Annotated in this window: 19 protein-coding genes; 9 read left to right on the top strand and 10 right to left on the bottom strand. The window is 56.2% G+C overall.

Features of this window, described 5'->3' with window-relative positions; genetic code table 11:
• Window positions 1–289 (bottom strand): ISAs1 family transposase (locus Q371_RS21195; RefSeq protein ID WP_034344158.1); only part of this gene is annotated, 289 nt, incomplete at its 3' end.
• Window positions 290–408: 119 nt separating this feature from the next.
• Here Q371_RS21195 and Q371_RS21190 point away from each other — a divergent pair.
• On the top strand, window positions 409–882 hold the full coding sequence (locus tag Q371_RS21190; RefSeq protein ID WP_034344259.1) for an SRPBCC family protein: 474 nt from the start codon (window positions 409–411) through the stop codon (window positions 880–882).
• 85 nt (window positions 883–967) lie between these two features.
• On the opposite strand, the gene Q371_RS21185 is transcribed toward Q371_RS21190, so the two are convergent.
• Together Q371_RS21185 and Q371_RS21180 are read right to left on the bottom strand one after the other, a co-directional pair.
• Window positions 968–1,621 carry a metallophosphatase domain-containing protein gene (locus Q371_RS21185; protein ID WP_034344257.1) on the bottom strand — a complete coding sequence of 218 codons (654 nt, stop codon included), beginning with the start codon at window positions 1,619–1,621 and terminating at the stop codon, window positions 968–970.
• A 134-nt stretch (window positions 1,622–1,755) separates the two neighbouring features.
• The gene (locus Q371_RS21180) at window positions 1,756–2,394 is read right to left on the bottom strand and encodes a DUF3841 domain-containing protein (protein WP_034344254.1); all 639 of its coding nucleotides are present in this window, start codon (window positions 2,392–2,394) and stop codon (window positions 1,756–1,758) included.
• A gap of 532 nt (window positions 2,395–2,926) precedes the next feature.
• Here Q371_RS21180 and Q371_RS21175 point away from each other — a divergent pair.
• Window positions 2,927–3,970: a LacI family DNA-binding transcriptional regulator gene (locus tag Q371_RS21175; protein ID WP_051964986.1), complete on the top strand. Its 1,044-nt coding sequence runs from the start codon at window positions 2,927–2,929 to the stop codon at window positions 3,968–3,970.
• A 76-nt stretch (window positions 3,971–4,046) separates the two neighbouring features.
• Here Q371_RS21175 and Q371_RS26170 read toward each other — a convergent pair whose 3' ends face one another.
• On the bottom strand, window positions 4,047–5,615 hold the full coding sequence (locus Q371_RS26170; RefSeq protein WP_051964985.1) for a family 43 glycosylhydrolase: 1,569 nt from the start codon (window positions 5,613–5,615) through the stop codon (window positions 4,047–4,049).
• Between the two features lie 493 nt (window positions 5,616–6,108).
• Between Q371_RS26170 and Q371_RS21165 the strand changes: the two genes are divergently transcribed.
• The gene (locus Q371_RS21165) at window positions 6,109–8,016 is read left to right on the top strand and encodes an RICIN domain-containing protein (protein ID WP_051964983.1); all 1,908 of its coding nucleotides are present in this window, start codon (window positions 6,109–6,111) and stop codon (window positions 8,014–8,016) included.
• 165 nt (window positions 8,017–8,181) lie between these two features.
• Here Q371_RS21165 and Q371_RS21160 read toward each other — a convergent pair whose 3' ends face one another.
• The 4 genes from Q371_RS21160 to Q371_RS21145 all read right to left on the bottom strand — a co-directional run bounded on the left by Q371_RS21160 (window position 8,182) and on the right by Q371_RS21145 (window position 13,344).
• On the bottom strand, window positions 8,182–9,051 hold the full coding sequence (locus Q371_RS21160; protein WP_051964982.1) for a carbohydrate ABC transporter permease: 870 nt from the start codon (window positions 9,049–9,051) through the stop codon (window positions 8,182–8,184).
• 3 nt (window positions 9,052–9,054) lie between these two features.
• Window positions 9,055–9,912 carry a carbohydrate ABC transporter permease gene (locus Q371_RS21155; protein WP_034344251.1) on the bottom strand — a complete coding sequence of 286 codons (858 nt, stop codon included), beginning with the start codon at window positions 9,910–9,912 and terminating at the stop codon, window positions 9,055–9,057.
• A gap of 99 nt (window positions 9,913–10,011) precedes the next feature.
• Window positions 10,012–11,277: an ABC transporter substrate-binding protein gene (locus Q371_RS21150; RefSeq protein ID WP_034344248.1), complete on the bottom strand. Its 1,266-nt coding sequence runs from the start codon at window positions 11,275–11,277 to the stop codon at window positions 10,012–10,014.
• Window positions 11,278–11,328: 51 nt separating this feature from the next.
• Window positions 11,329–13,344 carry a beta-galactosidase gene (locus Q371_RS21145; RefSeq protein WP_034344244.1) on the bottom strand — a complete coding sequence of 672 codons (2,016 nt, stop codon included), beginning with the start codon at window positions 13,342–13,344 and terminating at the stop codon, window positions 11,329–11,331.
• A gap of 303 nt (window positions 13,345–13,647) precedes the next feature.
• Here Q371_RS21145 and Q371_RS21140 point away from each other — a divergent pair, with 303 nt between their 5' ends.
• Window positions 13,648–14,694, top strand: coding sequence for a LacI family DNA-binding transcriptional regulator (locus tag Q371_RS21140; RefSeq protein WP_034344241.1), 1,047 nt, complete (start codon window positions 13,648–13,650; stop codon window positions 14,692–14,694).
• A 136-nt stretch (window positions 14,695–14,830) separates the two neighbouring features.
• Here Q371_RS21140 and Q371_RS21135 read toward each other — a convergent pair whose 3' ends face one another.
• Window positions 14,831–15,805: a sugar ABC transporter substrate-binding protein gene (locus Q371_RS21135; protein ID WP_034344237.1), complete on the bottom strand. Its 975-nt coding sequence runs from the start codon at window positions 15,803–15,805 to the stop codon at window positions 14,831–14,833.
• 171 nt (window positions 15,806–15,976) lie between these two features.
• Window positions 15,977–16,177 carry a hypothetical protein gene (locus tag Q371_RS21130; protein ID WP_034344235.1) on the bottom strand — a complete coding sequence of 67 codons (201 nt, stop codon included), beginning with the start codon at window positions 16,175–16,177 and terminating at the stop codon, window positions 15,977–15,979.
• 161 nt (window positions 16,178–16,338) lie between these two features.
• Between Q371_RS21130 and Q371_RS21125 the strand changes: the two genes are divergently transcribed.
• From Q371_RS21125 to Q371_RS21100, 5 genes are all read left to right on the top strand, one after another.
• Window positions 16,339–17,850: a sugar ABC transporter ATP-binding protein gene (locus tag Q371_RS21125; RefSeq protein ID WP_034344232.1), complete on the top strand. Its 1,512-nt coding sequence runs from the start codon at window positions 16,339–16,341 to the stop codon at window positions 17,848–17,850.
• The gene (locus Q371_RS21120) at window positions 17,847–18,842 is read left to right on the top strand and encodes an ABC transporter permease (RefSeq protein WP_034344230.1); all 996 of its coding nucleotides are present in this window, start codon (window positions 17,847–17,849) and stop codon (window positions 18,840–18,842) included. The genes Q371_RS21125 and Q371_RS21120 overlap by 4 nt, the downstream gene beginning before the upstream one ends.
• Window positions 18,843–18,970: 128 nt before the next feature.
• On the top strand, window positions 18,971–19,726 hold the full coding sequence (locus Q371_RS21115; RefSeq protein WP_157442864.1) for a hypothetical protein: 756 nt from the start codon (window positions 18,971–18,973) through the stop codon (window positions 19,724–19,726).
• A gap of 553 nt (window positions 19,727–20,279) precedes the next feature.
• The gene (locus Q371_RS21105) at window positions 20,280–20,660 is read left to right on the top strand and encodes a hypothetical protein (RefSeq protein WP_034344221.1); all 381 of its coding nucleotides are present in this window, start codon (window positions 20,280–20,282) and stop codon (window positions 20,658–20,660) included.
• A 205-nt stretch (window positions 20,661–20,865) separates the two neighbouring features.
• A partial coding sequence (locus Q371_RS21100; protein WP_034344218.1) for a transposase occupies window positions 20,866–21,116 on the top strand: 251 nt, incomplete at its 3' end.

Raw genomic sequence — 21,116 nt, 5'->3', positions numbered from 1 at the left:
CCCAGTCGAGCACACAGGCTTGAAAGTGCGTAGGGTCGAGCCTGGCGAAGACCCGATTGAAGGTGTCATGGGAGGGTATACCGGTGTGGAGGTCCAGGAAGCTTGAGAGCCAATCCCGTTTGAGTTCCCCAAAATCCTCCATGTCATAGAAGCTGTCTGCATCGCTGAGCACAGCACACAGGGCAATGACGATCACGTTGATGAGGGGTTGATTGAGCCCTCGGTTTGTCCGGGGATCAGGGAGCTCAGAGAAGTGCTGGACTGCGAGTTTCAGTTGCTCGGGGTTCATGTCTTACCTTAACCCCTTCGCGACGTGCGTCACCCCTGGCAAAAACTGAGGGGGACTGGTGTTCAAGGGCTTGATCTGTTACCGTTAACATATTCTCAACAGCACCTCAGGAGGAACGCATGCACATCAGCACCTATGCAGCGAGCACCCACAGTTCGGCCCAGGCCGTCTGGCAACTCTGGAGCAACCCACAACACTGGCCCCTGTGGGATCCTGCGGTGGAGCGACTGGAATTCAGTGGCCCCTTCAGGCAGCATGTCAAAGGCACCCTCACCTACAAAGATGGCCGGCAAGTGACCCTTGAGGTGGTTTCCTGTCACATGCTGGAAAGCCTGGTGGTCAGCATCCCTTACCTGAGAAACACCCAGTTGATCGTCAAGCGCACCCTCACCCGGGATGGGGATTTGTGGGCCTTCGAGCAGGAAACCAGCCTGCAGGGTGGCAAACTGGATTTGCTGTTCTTGCGGGGCAAAAAGCCCGAACTGCTGGAAGCCAGCGGCGTGCAGATGGACCGCATGTTCAAGATGCTGGAAGAAGGCCTGAAAACCAGTGATGAAAAGTCCGCAGCGGGACGCACCCAGCAGGGATTCTGAACCGATTTTCCTCGCCACACTCGAGGAGCATCTGATGGTCTCTTTTGCGTAGGGCTGGGCAGAAAAGAATTTGTCATTTGATTTTTCAGTTGAGCTGACCTTGTTTTGTGGCGGTCAGCTCAACCACCACAGGTGGATTCGCAGGTCGGTACCCATGGTCCAGAAAGGAGGCATTGACGGAAATCCGTCCACCTTCCACCACCTGACCATACCCCTCGTGAATGTGCCCGAAAACATGCAGTTTTGGACGCAGTCGAAGGTCCAGAGCCTCCTTCAGTTTCGGGCAACCGACGTGCTCACCTTCCGGCAACACCCGGTCCAGTGTCCCGAGAGGAGGACCGTGCGTGATCAGCACATCGGTGTCTTCTGGGATGAGGTCCCAATGGCGAACAATCACCCATGGACCGCGGTTGAAGGCCCAGTCAAAAAAAGTGGGTGTGATCGGTGAACCCCAGAACTTCACCCCTTCCAGCGTGATTTCTTGATCCTCCAAGTAGATCACGCTGTCAGGCACCATGGCTCGGGCTTTCTTGCGGCGTTTCTCAAAGATGAAGTCGTGGTTTCCTGCAATGAAGATTTTGTGTGGGTGGGGTTGTGCAGCAAACCAATCCAGAAAAGATTGGGTTTCGGCGACATGGCCCCGCATCGAAAAATCCCCGGCGTGAACGAGCACATCGCCATCAGGAAGTTTCAGTTGCTCATGCTGGTTGTGGGTGTCAGAAATGCAAATGATTTTCATGAGGGGCCTCTGGGGGAAAAATTGTTTTGCAGGTTTGAAGGGAGGGGAGAACCCCCCTCAACTGTGTTGGACATCTTAGCCAGACCGTCAATGGAGTGCAAGGTTGAGGTGAATGGAGCCCTTCCAGTGAAAGTTCAACTGGCGTCCTTAAAGGTACGGTGGTCCCAGTAAGCCTGGGTGCGGAGGTGCTTCTCCCAGGTGGCCCTTGCAAAGTCCAGATGCTCCACTTTCACCACGTCAGCCTGCTGGATTTCCCAGAGGGTGCCCTGCAACCACATGGTTTTGGGGTTTTCAGACGCATAGACATGCTTGAGGCACCAGGAAAGGTCGGTGATGCGCCACCATGTGTCCCGGATCAAGCTGGTGCGGCTGGGATCAAATTGGGGCAGATCGCCGATCAACCCTTCGTAGTGCAGCTCTTCTTCTGATTCGAATGCGCAAAGGGGACGGTTGTTCAGGCAGGTGTGCCAGGCATGAAAATCCGACACCAGAACCCGCTCCTCTGGGACCTCCAAGGTCAACAGCACATGCCCTTTGTAGCGACGGGTGGGTTTTCTGCCCCCATAACGTTTGCCTGACCTTCCGCGCACCCACACCCACATGGGGCAAGTGCACTGAGATGGAGGGGAGCCCAGTTGCTCTGTCATCATGTCTCTGAGGACGTCATAGGCATGAACAAAATGTCGGTCCACATACCGTCTCTCGCCCCTGAGGACCCCCTGCATTTGCAGGACTTCGAAAGCCTCAAGGCTCTGGTAAGACCAGACTTTCATGTGCACCTGCCTGATTTTTGCATGCAAGAAGTGTACAGAGGCAAGGTGACCAGAGCATCCTGCAAATGGCGGATCTGCCAGATGTGCAATTCAACGGATTGCGAGTTTTTTGCACTGAGCAGCACGTTCAAGGGTTAAGGCATGCATGCCAGTTTTGCGCCCAGTTTCCATGAAAGTTCCTCCAGTGAGCCTTCCCTGTCGATTGCGCTTCAGGGTATGCCATTTTTGGAAGTCATTCTTGCTGCATGACCACCACTTGGGCATGTGTTGTGGTCTCTGGATGACAGAGGACGCTGAAGTGGCGGAACGCCAGACGCAGGTCGTGGCAGAGGGCAGAACGCTGGAAGAAATGTTGACTCCCTTTTGGCCGTGGGTGATTGAAGGTTGGCTTTACATGCTTTGCATGCAAAAGCCTTAAAATGTAAACATGCATCAAATGAAAGCCTTTTGTTTCACCAGAGGTTTTTGATGGATTGCCCACACCACAGCAGGATTCAACGGGTGATCACTTCCTTCTGAAATGGAGCCTGACATGCGACCCACACACAACCTCACCATCCAGGACATTGCACAGAGAGCCGGGGTGTCCACAGCAACGGTTTCCAGGGTGCTCAACGGGAACGCCAAAGTGAATCCCGACAAAGTGGCCCGCGTGCGGCAAGTCATCGAGGACCTCGGGTACAAAGCCAACCCCTTTGCCAGAAGCCTGCTCACCGATCACCTCAAAACTGTGGGTGTCCTGGTGCCCAATTTGCGCGATGAGTTTTACGGCATGATTGTCAATGCGATTGAACGCCGCCTCTACGACCATGGTTTGCACATGATGTGCTCTCTGGGACACGATGACCCTGACAAGGAACTGGATGCCATCAAAACTTTCCAGAGCCGCAACCTCGATGCTTACATCCTGTTTGCGGATTTGATTTCCGATGAGGTGATTCTGGACCTCATGGACAAGCAGGTGCCTCTGGTGCTGCTCAACCGTTTCATTCCCGAGGCAGGTCCATACTGCTTGTACATCAACAACGAGATGGGCGGGTATCAGGCCACCCGTCACCTGCTGGACCTCGGGCACACCCGCATTGTGCACATCACCGGTCCACTGAACCGTCCAGACACCCTCGGGCGGTACACTGGGTACATCAAAGCCTTGCAGGAAGCGGGCATCCCAGCAGACCCAGCCTTGTTTTTGTCCACCTCGGAGAGCGATTGGGGAGAGGTGGAAGGGGAGAAGCTCATGAACCGCCTGCTGTCCAGAAGCCGTTTCACAGCGGTGTTCGCGGCCAACGACTGGCTGTCTCTGGGGGCCATCAAGGCGCTCAAAGGGGCGGGCTTGCGGGTTCCAGAAGATGTTTCTCTGGTGAGTTTTGACGACCGCACTTTTGCCCGGACCACCTTGCAGGGCCTGACTTCGGTGTATTTTCCCTGTGAGGAGCTTGGCATGCAGGCTGCAGATCTGGTGGTGTCTTTGCTCAAAGGGGAGGAACCGGTGCAGCAACCACCTTTAAACACCCATCTGGTGGTGCGGGCATCCACAGTGCCTGCACCGGCCCTCAAGCCCCGGGGTCACACCTGAAGATTTTCAAAACCCAAATGGAAAGGTCAGGGATCAACTCCCTGACCTTTCCATTTCAGAACCGTTCAAACCCGGTTTACTTTTTCAGGTAAATTTTGGTGAGGTCAAAAGAACCGGCCTGATTGTCGGTGCGCAGACCAGCTTTGCCCTGTGTGAAGCTGCTGTCGGTGCCGCCTCCCAGGAGGTTCCAGCCGTACCAGTCGGCCACGTAGGCTTTCAGGGCGGTGCCTTTCATTTCGAAGCGCAGCCCATACCAGGTGCCTGCCGAGAAGTCAAAAGGTCCAGTGGCGATGAGGGTCCAGTTGCCGTTGAGGTTTTTGTAGATGTTCCAGGTGTTGCCACTGCCCGTGCGTTTGAGTTCCAATTGGTAGAAGTTGGTGGCGTTCTGCACCCGTCCCAGCAGGCCGATGCTGCCGTACTGGTTGTCTGAGTAGACGTAACTTTCCACCACGTAGTCTTTCCAGGTGGTTTGTCCGGTGGTGGTGATGTGGGCTCCGTATCCGTTTCCTTGTTGGTATTCGCGGGAACGGCCCCCGGGTTGCTGCACACTCCAGTTGCCACTCAGGGCGGTCCAGTTGGGGGCACTCCAGGATTCGTAATCGTCAAATTTCAGCAGGGTTTTGCTGTTTGTGCCAGTGGCGGTGTCAATGGCAAAAGGGGTGTCGCTGTCCAGAGAGGGGATGTCTCCGTTGAAGGTGAGGGGCTGCCAGACGTAGGTGGAGCGGGCCAGGTCGTTGGGTCCTTTCCAGCGGTCCCCCATGTACAGGTAGGTGGTGCCAGAGGTGCCTTGCACGGTCAGCACGTAGGTGGTCTGGGAGTCCCAGGTGTTGGTGCTGGTGGGTGCGAAGTACTCGGGTGAAGTCCAGGGACCGGCCAGAGAGGTGGCATATTCGTAGTGGTTGTTGTTGGTGCCCCATCCGGTGGTCTGGGAAGTCATCAGGTAGTATTTGCCGTTTCTTTTGAAGATGGCGGGGGATTCACGGTTGTTGATCCATGAGCCGTCCATGGAGATGACTTCTTGTGCGACGTCCATGTAATCAGGGGTGAGTTTGAAGATGCGCAGGGGGTTGTTCATGTCGGTGGAGGCGATCAGGTATCCGGTGCCGTCATCGTCTTTGAACAGGGTCATGTCGCGGCTGGCGTGACCGAGGGGACGGAAGCTCTTGACGTAGGTGTAGGTTCCGCAAACGGTGTCGCTGGTCGCGATGCCCACATGGGCAAAGCCATAATTTGAGCTGTCATGGTGGAAGTACATCACGTATTTGTTGGTGGTGTTGTTGAAGACAATTTTGGGCCGTTCCACGATTTCGCTGGTGGTGACCGCTCCGGGGGTGAAGATGGCTTTTTCAAAGGTCCAGTTTTTCAGGTCAGTGGAGGAGTAACAGTTGACCCCTTTGAAGAGGCTGGAGTTGTGGGATTTGTCTTCGCCGATCCAGTAGTATTTGCTTCCCACTTTGATCATGCCGCCACCGTGGGCTTCGATGGTGTTTCCTGCGGTGTCTTTCCAGACTTCACCGGAGTTGATGTAGCCGGACAGTGCGTTGGCTTCGACGTCGAGATTCAAGTTGCTTGGGACTTGCGTTCCGCATCCGGTGATCAGGGCAAGGGTGAGCAGGGGCAGGGCCATCAGTGAAGGGTTGCGCATGAAAATCCTCTTTCTGTGGAAACACTTGAGCGGTGCACCGTGGGGCTTCAGGGTGCATGGGATGGCTCAGTCACGTTCAGCAGAACGCGTCTGTGGGCCAGAGCGAGGGGGAACCGTGACCTAGAAGGTCACAGGGGCAAACGGGTTGCGTTTCGGTGTCTGTAATGTTAAGTCTTGATGAGTCAGATGTCAAGCACTTTTGTAAAAACCAATCACGGCATCTCGAAGAATTAAGGCTTTTCGTTTTGGAGACGTTGAAGGTCAATTCTCGCCAGTGTCTTTTGCGCCTCATGCTGGATAGGCTTTTTTTATGGAATGTTTGCTTGAAGAACTTACAAATGTGCATCTTGTGCTGCCTTGACGCACCATGGGGAAAGCGTTATATTCAAAGCACTCTGTAAAATCACATCAAGCATCCAGAAATTCTGGGATTTATGTGAAAATACGCATCAGAGGGACCCCGAATGCATCGGCGGTCCATTCAGGAGCACCCATGATCAAAACCCACACCCTCCTTGGCGGTCTGACCCTGCTCATGATCGGCTGCAACCAGACTGCACCCCTCACAGAAGAACCCCCCCTTCCACAAGCCACCGGAAGTGCCATCATCGACACCCGGGTGCGATACCAGACCTTTCAGGGATGGGGCACCTCTCTCGCATGGTGGGCCAACGTGGTCGGCGGCTGGTCCGACACCAACCGCAACCAGATCATGGACCTGCTTTACGGCCCGAGCGGCCTGAAATTCAACGTCGCCCGCTACAACCTCGGGGCAGATGCACCAGACAACGTGTGTCGAAGCCAATTGCGCCCCGGCGGAAACGTCCAGAGCTTTGCCATCAGCCTCGGGGTGTACGACTGGACCCGTGACGCCAACCAGCGCTGGGTGCTCAAAGCTGCCCAGACCCGCGGAGCCAACCTGCTGGAAGCCTTCTCCAATTCTGCCCCCTCATTCATGCTGGAAAACCACTGCACCGCCGGAGCCACCCAGCCCGCCTACGACAACCTGCGCCCCGACATGTACACCGCCTTCGCAGATTACATCGCCACCGTTCTCCAGCACTTCAAAAACACTGAGGGGGTCACTTTCACCACCGTTGACCCCCTCAATGAACCCGACAGTGGCTACTGGTTCTCGGGCGGTGGACAGGAAGGCATGAACGTCAGCCGGGCCGAGCAACCCAAAATCATCAATGAAGTGGCAACGGCCGTGCAACAAAAAGCCCTGCCCACCCTGATCAGTGCCATGGACACCACCAACATCGACCTGACCAACACCGAATTCAACAGTTACCCTGACACCGTCAAAAACCAGATCAGCCAGATCAACACCCACGCCTATCAGGGCAGTTACCGCAGCGTCCTGAGAAACACTGCTGCCCGGTACAACAAAACCCTCTGGATGTCCGAATACGGCTGCTGCAACGCCACCAACACCACCGCCAACCAGCTGAGCACCGCCCTCGACCTCGCCACCACCATCAAAAAAGACCTCAACGACCTGCAAGCCAAGGCGTGGGTGTACTGGCAGGCCGTGGAAAACAACGACGGCACCTCTGGCACCAACCACACCTGGGGGCTCATCAAAGCCAACTTCCTGAGTGGCGAAAGTTACACCCTCACCAAGGCCTATTACGCCATGGGGCAATTCAGCAAATTCATCCGGCCTGGCGCACAAATCCTGCCGATCAGCCACCCCAACATGCTGGCCGCCCTCAACAGCAACAACCAACTGGTGGTCGTCGCCATCAATTCCTCCAGCACTGCCAGTGGTGTCACCCTCAACATGAACGGGTTCACCACCCTTGGCACCACGGCGAAAGTCTACCGCACCTCTGGCACCGAAAACCTGCTGGCCCTGAAAAACCAGAGCATCAGCAACAAAAGCCTGATCCTCAGCCTGCCTGCCCAGTCCATCACCACCTACGTGGTGGACACTGCCGTGGCTGCCGCACCCACCAACACCGTCACCTCTGGTCAGAGCTACAAAATCCTCAACAAGCACAGCTGGAAAGCCCTTGACGTGCTGGGGGCCTCCACCAGCGACAGCGCCAGCATCGGTCAGTACGACGACAACGAAGGCAACAACCAGCGCTGGATTTTCACCGACCTTGGCAACGGGTACTACAAGATCACCAACAAAAACAGCGGTAAAGCGCTCGATGTGTCCGGGGCCAGCACCAGCAACGGCACCAACGTCATCCAGTACACCTACTCTGGAGACAACAATCAGCAGTGGCAATTGCAAAGCACCGGCAATGGGTACTTCAAAATCATCAACAAAAACAGCGGCAAACTGCTTGATGTGAATGGACAGTCTCTGGACAATTCCGCGACGGTGCTGCAATGGGAAGACAACCTCGGGGACAACCAGCAGTGGATGGTCATCCGCGCAGATTGAGCTGGATTTGATGAAAGGAAGGGACCTCAAGGTCCCTTCCTTTTGGTTTTCGGAGGTTGAGAGAAGCAGCGAGCAGATCTCTGGCCACCTCGCAAGCCCGTGACCCACAGCAGTTGCATGTCAAAAGACCTCTGGAATTCCAGAGGTCCTTGTGGTTTGTGGTCTTCAGCCTTTGACGCTGCCCCCTGCCACGCCAGCGACAATGTGCCTCTGGGCTGCCACGAACAGGATCAAGAATGGCACAGTGGAAATCGCAGTGCCCATCATGATGCCGCCCCAGGAAACACGGTTCAGACCCACCAGTGTCCCCAGTGCCACAGGAATGGTGTAAGCATCTTTGTTGTTCAGCACCAAGAGGGGCCACAAATAATCGTTCCAGCTGGACAGAAACAGCAGGATCGCCAGTGCAGCCAGAGCAGGACGCACCACTGGCAGGGCGATCTGCCAGTACACCCGCCATTCACTGGCCCCGTCAATGCGGGCTGCGTTCAGCAGGTCATTGTGCACGCTCTGGAAGGATTGGCGCATGTAAAAAATCCCCATGGTGTTGGCCAGCCCCGGCAGGATCACCGCCCAGTAGGTGTTGGTCAGTTTGAAATTGCTGGCCATCAGGATGTACTGCGGGATGATGGTCACAAAGGCAGGAATGGCCAGCGTGGCCAGAATGATCCCGAACCAGAAGTTTTTGCCTGCAAAGTCGTACTTGGTGAACGCAAAACCCGCCATGCTGGTCAGGAGCAAACTGATGGTGGTGTAGAGCACCGCGATCCCCACCGAGTTGAGCATGGCCCTGAGGAAATTGGTGTCGGCCTGCAAATTCTGGAAGTTCTGGACTGCCTCTGTGCCGAACCACACGGCTCCAGAGTAAATGCCGTTGTCCGGTTGGGTGGCGTAAACCATCATCAGGTAAAGCGGAGCCAGAAACAAAAAGGCTCCCAGCGTCAAGAGCAGATGAAGTCCCACGGCTGGAAGCACATTCTGGGTGCGCTGGCGGGGCCTCGGGGTGGATGCGGTGATTTTGCTTTGGATGCCCATGGTTCAGTCCCTCCCCAGCAGTTTGAGTTGAATCCAGCTCACGATGGCCCCGAGGATCGCCACCCCGTATGCGATGGTGCTGGCGTAACCGAAGTTGAAGCTTCTGAAGCCCTGTTGGTACAGGTAGGTCCCGATGGTCATGGTGGCGTTGCCGGGTCCGCCAGCGGTGATCAGGGCAGGCTCGGTGAACAGCTGCAAGGTTCCGAACACCGACAGCACCAGCGTGAACAGGATGCTCGGGCGCATCAGGGGCAGGGTGATTTTCCAGAAGGTGGTCCACTTGCTGGCCCCATCAATCGCAGCAGCTTCATACACTTCACTGCCGATGGATTGCAGCCCAGCCAGCATGATGATGGCGTTGTATCCCGTCCAGCGCCAGGTCATCGCCAGCATGATCACAGTCATGGCGGGGGTGGCCTGATTGAGCCAGTCTACCGAAGGCAAACCCAGCCCGTTGAGGCCCTGATTCACTGCGCCGTACTGGGTGCTGAAAATCAAACGAAAGATCGCAGAGTAAGCGGTGGTGCCGACCACCAGAGGGGCGAAAAACGCGAAGCGGTAAAACCCTTTGGCTTTCAGCATGTCTGAATTCAGGGCAACGGCCAGTCCCAGAGAGAGGGCCAGCATGACTGGAACCTGAACCACCATGATCAGCAAGGTGTTTTTCAGGGCCGTGAAGAAAAAAGGATCAGCGAAAAGTCTCGTCCAGTTTGTGAAGCTGAAAGCAAAACCCAAAGTGCGGGAGTCGTCAAAAGAGTCCAGCAGGCTGCGAATCAGGGGGTAAGCCCAGAACAGCAAAAAAATCAGCAGGTACGGTAACAGAAAACCATAAGGGGTCAGGTTTTGCCTGAGGCGAAGCATGCGTTTGCCCTCCTTGAAACAGCCGCTCGGGGTGTGAGGCACCCGCTGCATCCGCAAAAATGCAGCAGGCACCCTGAAAGAAGTGAATGGAAATGGGCTTTACTTGGCGATGGGGAGTCCGGTGATGCCGCTGATCTGCTTGGCAGCAGCATCCAGAGCTTCCTTGGCGGTTTTGTACTTGCCAGAGATGAAGTCGGCCTGGGTGACCACCATCACCTGACGGGCCTCCTGGAAGAACTGGGTGCCACGGGCAGCAGGCACGTCACCGAGGGTGTCGAGAATGGTCTTCCAGACTTTCTGGTTGCCCCAGTACTTCTGGCCTTGTGCAACGTAAGGGTCTTTGGCGGCACTGAGCAGGGAGGGCACCAGACCATACTGCTTGAGCATGGCGATTTGACCTTCGTTGGTGGCCAGAGCATGCTCAATGAAGGCGTAAGCGGCTTCTTTGTTCTTGCTGCTGGCAGGCAGGGCCAGAGCGGAACCCCCGAGGTTGGCTGCACGCACGCCACCTTTTTTCGCTGCGGGCATGGGGTACACGCCCCACTTGCCGCTCAGCTCTGGAGCGTTGCTGCGGATGGTCCCTTCGTACCATGCGCCGAACATCGAGGTGGCAATGTCGCCTTTCTTGAATGCGGTGATCTGGCCGCCCCAGTCGCCCACCGTGAGGAGTTTGGCGTCCAGCAGCTTTTTGATGGTGTTGAGGGCATCCACACAGCCTTGCTGGTTGATGGTCACTTCAGAGGCTTCATTGTCAAAGTAGAAGCAGCCATTCTGGTTGGCCAGCATGCGGAACCACTCGTCGTCGCTGCCGTTGCCAATCACGCCCATTTTGACTTTGCCGCCAAACTTGGCGTTCACTTTCTGTCCGGCTTTGATGAAGTCGTCCCAGGTTTTGATGGCAGAAACGCTGACCCCGGCCTCTTTGTAGAGGTCACGGCGGTAGAACATCACCACAGGGCCGGAATCCCAGGGCATGGCGTAACGCTTGTTGCCGACGGACAGTTCAGTCCATTTGAAGGCAGGGAAACTCTTCAGGTATTTCCCTGCGCCCAGAGTGGTGAGGTCGATAAAGCAGTTGGGGAAGCGGGCCCAGAACACTTCGGCTTCACCGTTTTCCACGCTGTAGACGTCAGGGAGGTCAGCTCCGCCAGCGGCGCATCCTGCGAGGCCACGGTCATAAACGTTCTGGTTGCCCAGGTCCACCACTTTGACTTTGACGTCAGGGTACTTCTTGTTGAAGCTGGGGATGGTGGCTTCGAGGGCTTTGGCGGCCACGTCCCAACTCCACACGGTGATTTCACCTTTGGGGGCGGCAAAGGCACCACCAGCAACGAGGGCCAGGCTGAGCATCAAGGGGTTTTTCATTTCGGTTCCTTCTTTCCTGATTTTCCCGAGGAGGGGGCTCCTCTTGAGGGCTTAGGGGGCAACGGTGACGGGTTGGGGCTGCAAGATGGCAACACCACGTGCAGCAAGGAAAAGTTCACTCTGGTGGGAGGGACCACCGAGCAGGTCCGTGTGTGGTTCAGGCAGGGTGACCGTCTGAGGGGTGGGGTGGTGGTTCAAGAGGAACAGGGTGCCGTCTTCCCAGCGCACCACCTCGATGCCCTCTGGCACCTGAAGGGGGGCTTTCACCTGTGCGGTTTTCAGCACGGTTTTCAGGAACTGGTGCATGCTGTCAGCCTTCAGCTGGGTGGCAAGGTGGTAAGCCTGTCCCAGGCCGTGGTTGTGGCGGGTGATGGCTGGAGAGTGGGGGTAAAGTTCATGGGTGAAGTGGGCAAGTGGGGTGGCCCCTTGCAACTCCACGTCTTCGCTCCAGTGGGAGGCGTGGAGCCCGTTGTCCAGCAGCAAAGCCTCCTCGGGATCATGACCCGAGAATTCCCGGATGCGGATGCCCAGCACGTCACACATCAACGGGTTGTAACTGCCGTGCCGGGTGGCGGCGTGAATGTGGTCGTTCTGGTCGGTGATGCCACTGAAGTACCCCATCACCAGATGCCCACCTTCTTTGACATACTGCCGGAGGTTGGCAGCGGCGGTTTCGCTGAGGATCGGCAAACTGGGGGTGAGCACCAGTTGGTACGGGCTCAGGTCGTGGTAGGAGGTGACCAGATCGGTGAGGATGTTCTCTTTCCAGAGCGCCTGATGGTAGCACTGCACCTGATCGAGGAGTTTCAGGTGGTTGTGGGTGTGGGAGTCCTGCTCAAGGGCCTGCCAGCTGTCCCAGTCGATGATGATGGCGACTTTGGCTTTCATCTGGGGCTTGAGGGTGGGCAGGGCTTTGAGTTCCTGCCCGAGGCTCTGGATTTCCTGCCAGATTCTGGAGGAAACCCCGGTGTGGGGCACCATGCCTGAGTGGTATTTTTCGGCGCCAGCTTTGCTTTGACGCCACTGGAAGAACATCACCCCTTGCGCTCCACGGGCGATCATGCTGTAACTCAGCAGGCGCATCTGTCCGGGGCGTTTGGGCTGGTTGATGGCCCTCCATTGCACCTGACTCGGGGCCTGCTCCATCAGGATCCACCCTTGTCCGTCCCGCAGGCTGCGGGCCCAGTCGGCTTGCAGGGCAGTGTCTTGGGGTGCGTTTTGCTGCGCAGGATCAGGGTAGATGTCGATGGACACCACGTCCTCGGTGGCGGCCAGAGCCCTCTGGTTGACGGCCCTACTGATCCCCAGGAAGTTGGTGTTGACGGGAAGGTGGGGGGTGATTTCCCGCAGCAGGTCCACTTCCATTTGCATGCATTCCTGAATCATGTCGCTGGAGAACCTGCGCCAGTCCAGCACCTGCGTGGGGTTGGGGAAAGCAGGCATCATGCGGGGGGGCTGGATGTGTTCCCACTGGTGGTAGGTCTGGCTCCAGAAAGCGGTGCCCCACACCTGATTGAGGGTCTGCAGATCGCCGTAACGGTGTCGCAGCCAGCCTCTGAAGGCCTGAGCGGTGCTTTCACTGAAACACTCTTGAATGTGACAGCCGTATTCGTTGTTGATGTGCCACATCACCACAGCGGGGTGTTTGCCGTAACGTTCCGCCAGTTGACGCACCAGTCGGGCGGCTTTTTCGCGGTAAATGGGGCTGGCCGGACTGTACTGCTGTCTGGACCCGAAGCCGTAGACGGTCCCCTGTGCGTTCACCGGGAGGGTCTCGGGGTAGGTGTGGGCCATCCATGCCGGGGGAGAAGCCGTGGCGGTGCCGAGGTTCGCCTGAATGCCGTGCTGGTGCAGCAGGTCAAGGAGGAGGTCCAGCCACTGAAAGTCAAACACACCTTCCTGAGGTTCGAGTTTGCTCCAGCCAAAAATGCCAATCGAGACGAGATTGACTCCAGCTTGCTGCATCAGTTGCATGTCTTTCAGCCAGAGGTCTTCGCTCCATTGTTCGGGGTTGTAGTCCCCTCCGTAGAGGATGTGGGGTCCGGGAAGGGTTGGGGATTGGGGCATGGGTTCTCCTGACTTCTGCAAAATGAGATCAGATCTCTGAAATTGTTGCCTTTTTTGTATCTTGTTTCATAGCGAGTATAGGCTTTTCAGGGATCTCCGTCAAGTCTGCCAATAAAACATTGTTCTGAAAGAGATTTATCTAGTGTTCAGGTTAAAACCCTTCTGGTTTATTCAGATAAATTTGATCAAATTCAGAGAAAAATACAAAATTCTGGTAAAATTTGATCAAATGAAAACCTGCCAGCATCACCCAAGTTGCACCATCCAAGGGTCCCTGATTGACCTGCACAGGAAAACTTCCCCATGAGTCCCCCTCAACCCACCATCAAAGCCGTGGCAAAAGTGGCAGGCGTCTCTGCGGCCACTGTTTCACGGGTGATCAACGGCACCGCACAGGTGCAAGCTGCCAAAGTGGAAAGGGTGCATCAGGCCATGCTGCAACTGGGGTACCGCCTCCCTTACCTGAGCGCCCAGAAAAACGCTCAGCACAACAAAAGCACCATCGGTGTGCTCTTGCCCAGCCTGCAAGAAGAAGCCTGTGCCACCCTTGCGCACCACCTGCAACGCAGGCTGCATGAAATGGGCCACCAGATGATCTGCCTGGTGGGCAACGATGACCCTCAACTGGAAACCGAAGCCCTCCAGACCTTCCAGCACCAGTCTCTGGGGGGGTGCGTGGTGTTCCCGAGGGCCCTCAGCGATGAAAGCCTGCTGTGCCAGATGCCCACCCATTTGCCCACCCTGCTGCTGCACCGCCACCTGCCCGAGTGGAATGACAAAAGCCTCAACTTCAACCATGAGAAAGCCGGGACACTGGCCACCGAGCACCTGCTGGAACGGGGTCACACCCGCATAGCCCACATCACCGGACCAATGAGCAGCGACCACACCCTCGGGCGGTACACCGGTTACATCAAGGCCCTGCAGCAAGCGGGGCTGGGGGTGGACCCGGCTCTGGTCTTTGCAGGCAACGCCCGGACGTTTGACGTGCAACAAGGAGAAATCCTCACCCAGCGTTTGCTCGGCACCACACACTTCACGGCCATTTTTGCGTACAACGACTGGATGGCTGTGGGGGCCATGCGTGCCATCCGCAACAGAGGGCTCAGGGTCCCAGAGGATGTTTCGGTGGTGGGGGTGGGCAATTTCATGGTCTCGCAGTTTTGTGAACCGACCCTCACCACGGTGCATTTCCCGGTGCGGGATCTGGCACAGGCCGCAGTGGACCAAATGATCCGGTTGCTGCATGGCAGTGCTCTGGTCCCGATCCCCCTGATTTCAGGGCATCTGGAAGCGAGGGGGTCCTCGGGGTTGGTCCGCATGGTGGAAACCACCCCTCTGCAAACCTGACCTCATGAGAGAAGGGCATTTGAATGAAGGTCCTTCTCCAAAAGCCTCAAAATGTAAACGCTTACATTTTTCTCCAATGAAACGCCCCGACCGCAGTCGGGACGCACCGAAACGCAAGGTGGGACTTCAAATGGACTCAGGGCTTGCCGTTGTCCACCTCGGCTTTCCCGGCGCGGGGGGCCTTCCAGGTTTTCCCGGCCCGGTACTGCGCCAGATTGGTTTTGTTCACGATGATGGAAGGGGTTTCCAGGTACTGGGGAACTTTCTGGCCGGAGAGCACTTTTTGCATCTGGGAGACCACCACTTCTCCCATCTTGCGGGGATACACCCCGAGGGTGGCGGTGACTTCACCTTTGGCAATCAAATCCAGGGTCACGTCGTTGCCATCAATGCCAATGGTGAACACGTCTTTGCCAAGGCGGCGGGCTGCGATGCCTGCACCGATGGCCATCTCGTCGGAGACCCCGTAAAACAACTTGATGTCCGGGTCTTTCTGCAGGGCTGCGGTGGCCACGTTCACGGCTTTTTCGCGTTCCCAGTCGGCAGGGGTTTCCCCGACCACGGTGATGCCGGGGTATTTGGCCAGAGCAGCTTTGAATCCTCCTGCACGGCGGTTGCTGTGGAAGCCGGGAATGCCGTCCAGAATGAACACTTTGCCTTTGCCATTCAGGAGTTTGGCGGCGTATTCGCCGGCCTGCACGCCGCCTTTCCACTGGTTGTACCCCACGTACTCCACCACTTTGGCGTTTTTGTCTTCCAGAGGGGTGAGGCCGTTGTGCACGAACACCGGAATGCCTGCTGTGTTGGCTTTCTTGATGGATCCGGTGAGGGCTGCAGGGTTGATGGGGTTCACGGAGATCGCAGAGACTTTCTTCTGGATCAACTGCTCAAGGGTGTTGGCCTGTTCGGCGAAGTCCCCTTCTTTGACGGGGGCGGGGGTTTCGACGTTCCACCCGAGGCCTTTGGCGAAGTCGCTGGCCCCATCGCGGATGGCCACGTGAAAGGGGCTGGTGAAAGCAGGAACCAGCACGGCAATGGTTCTGGTGCTCTGGGCATAGGCGATCAGGGTGGCACTGGTGGCGGCCACCAGCAAAACGCTGCGTTTTTTCATGGAAACCTCAACAAGAAACGGTCAAAAGGGGGCTTGGAAACTTGAAGCCAGAGGGGGATGAACGGGGTTTCTCCTTTCAGGGCAGCAGGATTTCAGGCGCAGGGCCAAAAGAGCCCTGTGCTGGGGTTGAAGGGAAAAAGTTTTCAGGTGAAGTGACGGCGCCGGAAAGCCTCACCGGTGGCAGGCACAGTGAGAAGCACAGGGCCACCAGCGAACTTTCGAAATTTTCACAACTTCGCCATCAATGTAATGGATGCTTTCGGTGTTGTCAACCGCAAGTGCTTTGAAAAACACATCAATTCCTGAAACCATTTTCGAGAAAATGAAATACTTTTCAACTTCTGAAAACATGTTTTTCTGCACCTGATCCACAAAAGCAAAATGATGTCATCTTGCCCGCCAAAAAGGAAGCTTTGCCTCCAAAGGGCCTCTTGAACCACCAGAAGACCCAATTGACAAACCTTCCCTACAGGCGGATAAATGAAAATAACGAAAGTTTCAAAAATAACGCAATGATTGCGCACAGGAGTCCCATGACTGCCCTTCCCCAGCCCCCACCCCTCATCCAGTTGCAAGGCATCGCCAAACACTTCCACGGTGTGCCGGCCCTGCGCCACGTTGACCTGACCCTCAAAACCGGTGAAATGCATGCCATTGCAGGTGAAAACGGTGCAGGCAAAAGCACCCTCATGAAAATCCTCTCGGGGGTGTACCCTCCCGATCAGGGAGAAATCCGGATCGACGGCCAGAAAACCACCCTGCATACCCCCAGAGATGCCCAGCGAAACGGCATCATCACCATCTATCAGGAATTCAACCTGATTCCCCACCTCAGCATCAGTGAAAACATCTTCCTGGGGTTCGAACCCACCCGCCATGGGGTGCTGGACTGGAAAACCATGCACCACAAAGCCACAGAACTGCTGGCACGGGTCGGCCTCATGGTGGACCCCCGAAGAAACATCCACACCCTCGGGGTGGGTGAGCAGCAAATGGTGGAAATCGCCAAGGCCCTGCACCATCAGGCGAGGGTGGTGATCATGGATGAACCCACCGCGGCCCTCTCCCTGAACGAAACCCGTGAACTGTTCCGGGTGGTGGAGCAGCTCAAACTTCAGGGCATCACCATCGTGTTCATCTCCCACCACCTCGAAGAAATCTTTGAAATGGCAGACCGGGTCAGCATCCTGCGGGACGGACAATCCATCCAGACCCTCTGGGTGGCAGACACCCACCCTCAAGAAGTGATCCGCCTGATGGTCGGACGCAACATCGACGAGCAGTACCCCAGAACCCCACCCACCAAAGGCCCCGAGCGCCTGAAAGTGCAGGGCCTCACCCGCCAGGACCACAAAGTGAAAGAAGCCAGCCTCACTGTGCACGCAGGAGAAGTGCTGGGCATTGGCGGACTGATGGGCTCTGGACGCACCGAACTCCTCAGGGCCATTTTCGGGGCCGACCCCAGCACCCACCAGATCTGGGTGGACGGGGTCCCCCACACCCTCCAGAGCACCCGTCAAGCCGTGCAACTCGGACTGGGACTGCTCACCGAAGACCGCAAAAGACAGGGCATCTTGCCCACCCGCAGCGTGCGCGAAAACCTCACCCTCGGGGTTTTGCCGCAACTGGGTTCTGGACCTTTCATTGACCCTCAAAAAGAACACCAACTGGTCCAGCAACACATCCAGCAACTCGGCATCAAAACCCACGGCCCCGAGCAAACCATCCCCTCGCTCTCTGGTGGAAACCAGCAAAAAGTCTTGCTTTCCCGCTGGCTGGCCCTGAACCCCAAAATCCTGCTGCTCGATGAACCCACCCGTGGCGTGGACGTGGGCGCCAAAGTCGAAATCTACCGCCTGATCAACCAGATGGCCCAGGAAGGCATGGCCATCCTGATGGTTTCCAGCGACCTTTCCGAACTGCTCGGGATGTCTGACCGCATTCTGGTGATGCACGAAGGCCGCATTCAAGGCGAACTCAGCCGCCCACAATTCAGTCAGGAAGCCGTGATGCAACTGGCTGCAGGACAAGGAGTCACCCCATGATCCGCAACCCCAACCCGCCCAAACCCCAGAGTTTCCCGTGGAAAAACCTCCTCGACCAATCCGGCACCCTGCTGGTGCTGGTCCTGATGGTGGTCCTGTTCTCCATTTTCCGGCCTGCCTTTGGCACCTTCGACAACCTGATGCTGATCGGCCTTGCCGCCTCGGTGGTGGCCATTGTGGCAGCCGGGCAGACGTTCGTGATCCTCACCGGAGGCATTGACCTCTCGGTGGGATCGGTGGTGGGCCTCTCTGGGGTGATTGCTGCTGGCCTCATGAAAGGCAGCTTCGGATACGCCTCCCAGAGCTTCACCCCCTTGAACCCATGGCTGGCCATTCTGGTGGGAATCCTGCTGGGAGCATTTGTGGGCTTCCTGCACGGCATCCTGATCACCCGCCTGAAGTTGCCGCCCTTCATCGTCACCCTCGGGACCCTCTCTGCCCTCAAGGGACTCGCCCTCACCCTCACCTCGGGATCACCCATTCAGGGCCTGCCTGAAACCATCAAATGGATCAGCGACGGGACCGTGTTGCGCGTCCCTGTGCCCACCTTGATTGCCCTGAGTGTGTTTGCCCTGTGCGCCCTCACCCTCAAATACACCCGCTTTGGACGTTACGTGTACGCCATCGGAGGCAACGAAGAAGCCGTCAAACTCACCGGGATTCACGCAGACCGGGTCAAAATTGGCGTGTACATGCTCTCCAGTGTGCTGTCCGCCCTTGCAGGGATGATCCTGATTTCGAGGCTGGACTCGGGCATCTTCACCAACGGGGTGGGCTACGAACTCACCGCCATCACCGGAGTGGTCATCGGAGGCACCTCCCTTGCCGGAGGACTCGGGTCGATCTGGGGATCACTGGTGGGGGTGCTGATCATGGCGGTGGTCAACAACGCTCTGGTGCACTTCTCGGTCAATCCCCTGCTCAACGAAGTGGTGATTGGATGTTTGATCGTGCTGGCCGTCACGCTGGACCGGCTCAGGCACAAGAATTGAAGTGTGTGCTCTAAAAACAGAACCGGACCCTTTCAAAGGGTCCGGTTCTCTGGTTTTTCCACTTTCAGAATGATGAAGACCTGTGGTCTCAAACCATCGAAGAAATCGAGATGGAGCAATCTGAGGCCATGACAAAAACGCCTCTGGATCAGGTGAAAGCCCTTTTTGAAACGGACGTGATGCATTCCAGAGAGGAAGGCCAGCAGATCAAGCAACTTCTGCTTGATGGTCGCACTGTGGAGGACTTGAATGCTGAAGAGCTGTATTTTCTTTCCCGAGCGTACAACTGGACCGGAGAACACCAGAAGGATTTGGAGTGCTCGGTGCTGCGTGCCCGCAAGTTTCCTGAAGTGCTGGACCTGCTGGGCCTGAAAGTCACCGTGAGAAATTGTGCTGTGGAAATGGCCCATGCAGATCCAGAGCGGCACAGGCGCATTGAAACGCCAATCCACCGGGCAGACATTGACCCTGCTTTGAACGCCGCTTTCACCAGAGCACAACAGCAGCTTCACCAGAGCCTGAAGGATGTCCTTCCACCTGCCCAACTCAAATGCATGGATGCTGAAGTGCTTCTGGAACAGGCCATTCCAGATGGGAATTGCCCGTTTCGGATCTGGGATGTCGAGGACTTTCCCCTCGGGCAGTGGGAACGGTGGGACCTGAACAACATCCTGTTTGACCGTGCAGCATTGCTGGAGGCTGCAAAGTGCCTCGCTGAGGCTGTCAGACTGGATCCTGACATGCCGCAGAAGCATGAGGAGGGTGGTGGGATGTGGGATTTTGATTTCGCCCCTGTTTTTGCCTTGCCAGAGTACAGGCATCTGGCCCTTTACACGCAGTCTTCCAGCAGGCAACACGGTGGCATGAAACACGAGCAGGAATGAGCAAAGCTTTGTGGTGGAAGATCTGGAGCACCTGCCCTGCTACCTGCAGCATGAATTCTCAGATCTCCTGCGGGGTGAAACGTTCTGGCAATCTCGCCCTTGGACAGAGAAAGAGGATGAGCGGTTGTCCAGCATTCCTTTTTGGGGCATGTGGTTTTGAAGGGTGTCACATGCAGATGGAAACTTTTCTGAAGCAAGCAGAGGATTCAGACCACCAGCTTTGAGCATCATGACAGGTTTGGTGTGCTCTGGGCGTTTAAAGGGTGAAGTTTGACCAGAGGCTTGGGTTTGCTTCTGGTGGTCTGAAACCTTCTGAGGCATCTGCCATTTCACAGATCAGGGTCCGCCAAAAGCACCATTTTTGTTCTGGCCACGTGCTGGTACAGTGATGTGCGATGTGTCCAGCACATGGTCATCTGGTTTGGCTTTGCTTCTTTTTTGACACCTGAGTGTCCAGCAAAACCGAAAAACACATGGCCCTGATCCAGCAGAATGGCGTTTTTGGAAGGGTTCAACTGGAAAACCCAACAACCTGAAAGAGGCTGCAAAAACCATGAAAACCAACTGGCTCTATGAAGATTTTGAGGTGGAGTTGTGTCAAGCATTGGAGGCGGACATCAAACACCTTTTTGAACAGGCCAAATGGGAAAGGGAGCTGTTGTGTTTCTTGGACATCACCGAGGAAGCGGAGGAACTGGCGGCATTTCTGCCCACCTTACAGGAACACATGGCCTTTGGATTTCGCAAGTTCAGAACCCTCTCGGGGCCGTATTTTGATCTTGAAGTGGCCAATGCCACTTACGTGGACAGCCCCTTTTCATACTTGATGTCCACCCATGAACTGGATTACCCCAGAATGTGGCTTCTGGACCAACTGTATCAACACCTCAATCCCGTGCATTTCTGGCCTGTTCACCAGCTGAAAAAGGTGTGACAGGGAGTCCAATTCTGATGGGATGCACTTGGGATTGCTTTCGATCATCATGAAATTCAATGCGCTGAACAGCCCCTGCGTGTTGCAGGGGCTGTTCCTTTGGCTTGGCAATCTGCTGAACAATGAAAACAGGGTCATTGCTGTAAACTGATCTTGCTACAGTTTTGTTGACTCCAGGTTGAGCTGTCAGAATAGGAGTCAGACCGTGAGAAAAACGCCCACCAAATACAGCACAGATTTTAAGCTTCAAGCCGTCCAGTTGGCCACCCAACCTGGGATGACCGCCACCAAAGTGGCAGAAGACCTGGGCATTTCCGTCCAAATCCTGTGTCGCTGGATCCGCAAGCATAAGGAAGCACAGGAACAGGGCCGACCCGTCTTCACCGGTCGAGGTGTTCCAGCCCTGACCGAACAGGAAAAGCGCATCCGAGAGCTGGAAAAGGAAGTCGAAACGCT

Origin of the sequence: Deinococcus misasensis DSM 22328 (genome assembly GCF_000745915.1) — a bacterium.
Classification (GTDB): Bacteria; Deinococcota; Deinococci; order Deinococcales; family Deinococcaceae; genus Deinococcus_C; species Deinococcus_C misasensis.
Note: the sequence above shows the minus strand (reverse complement) of the source record. Positions and strands in the feature narration are given on the sequence as shown.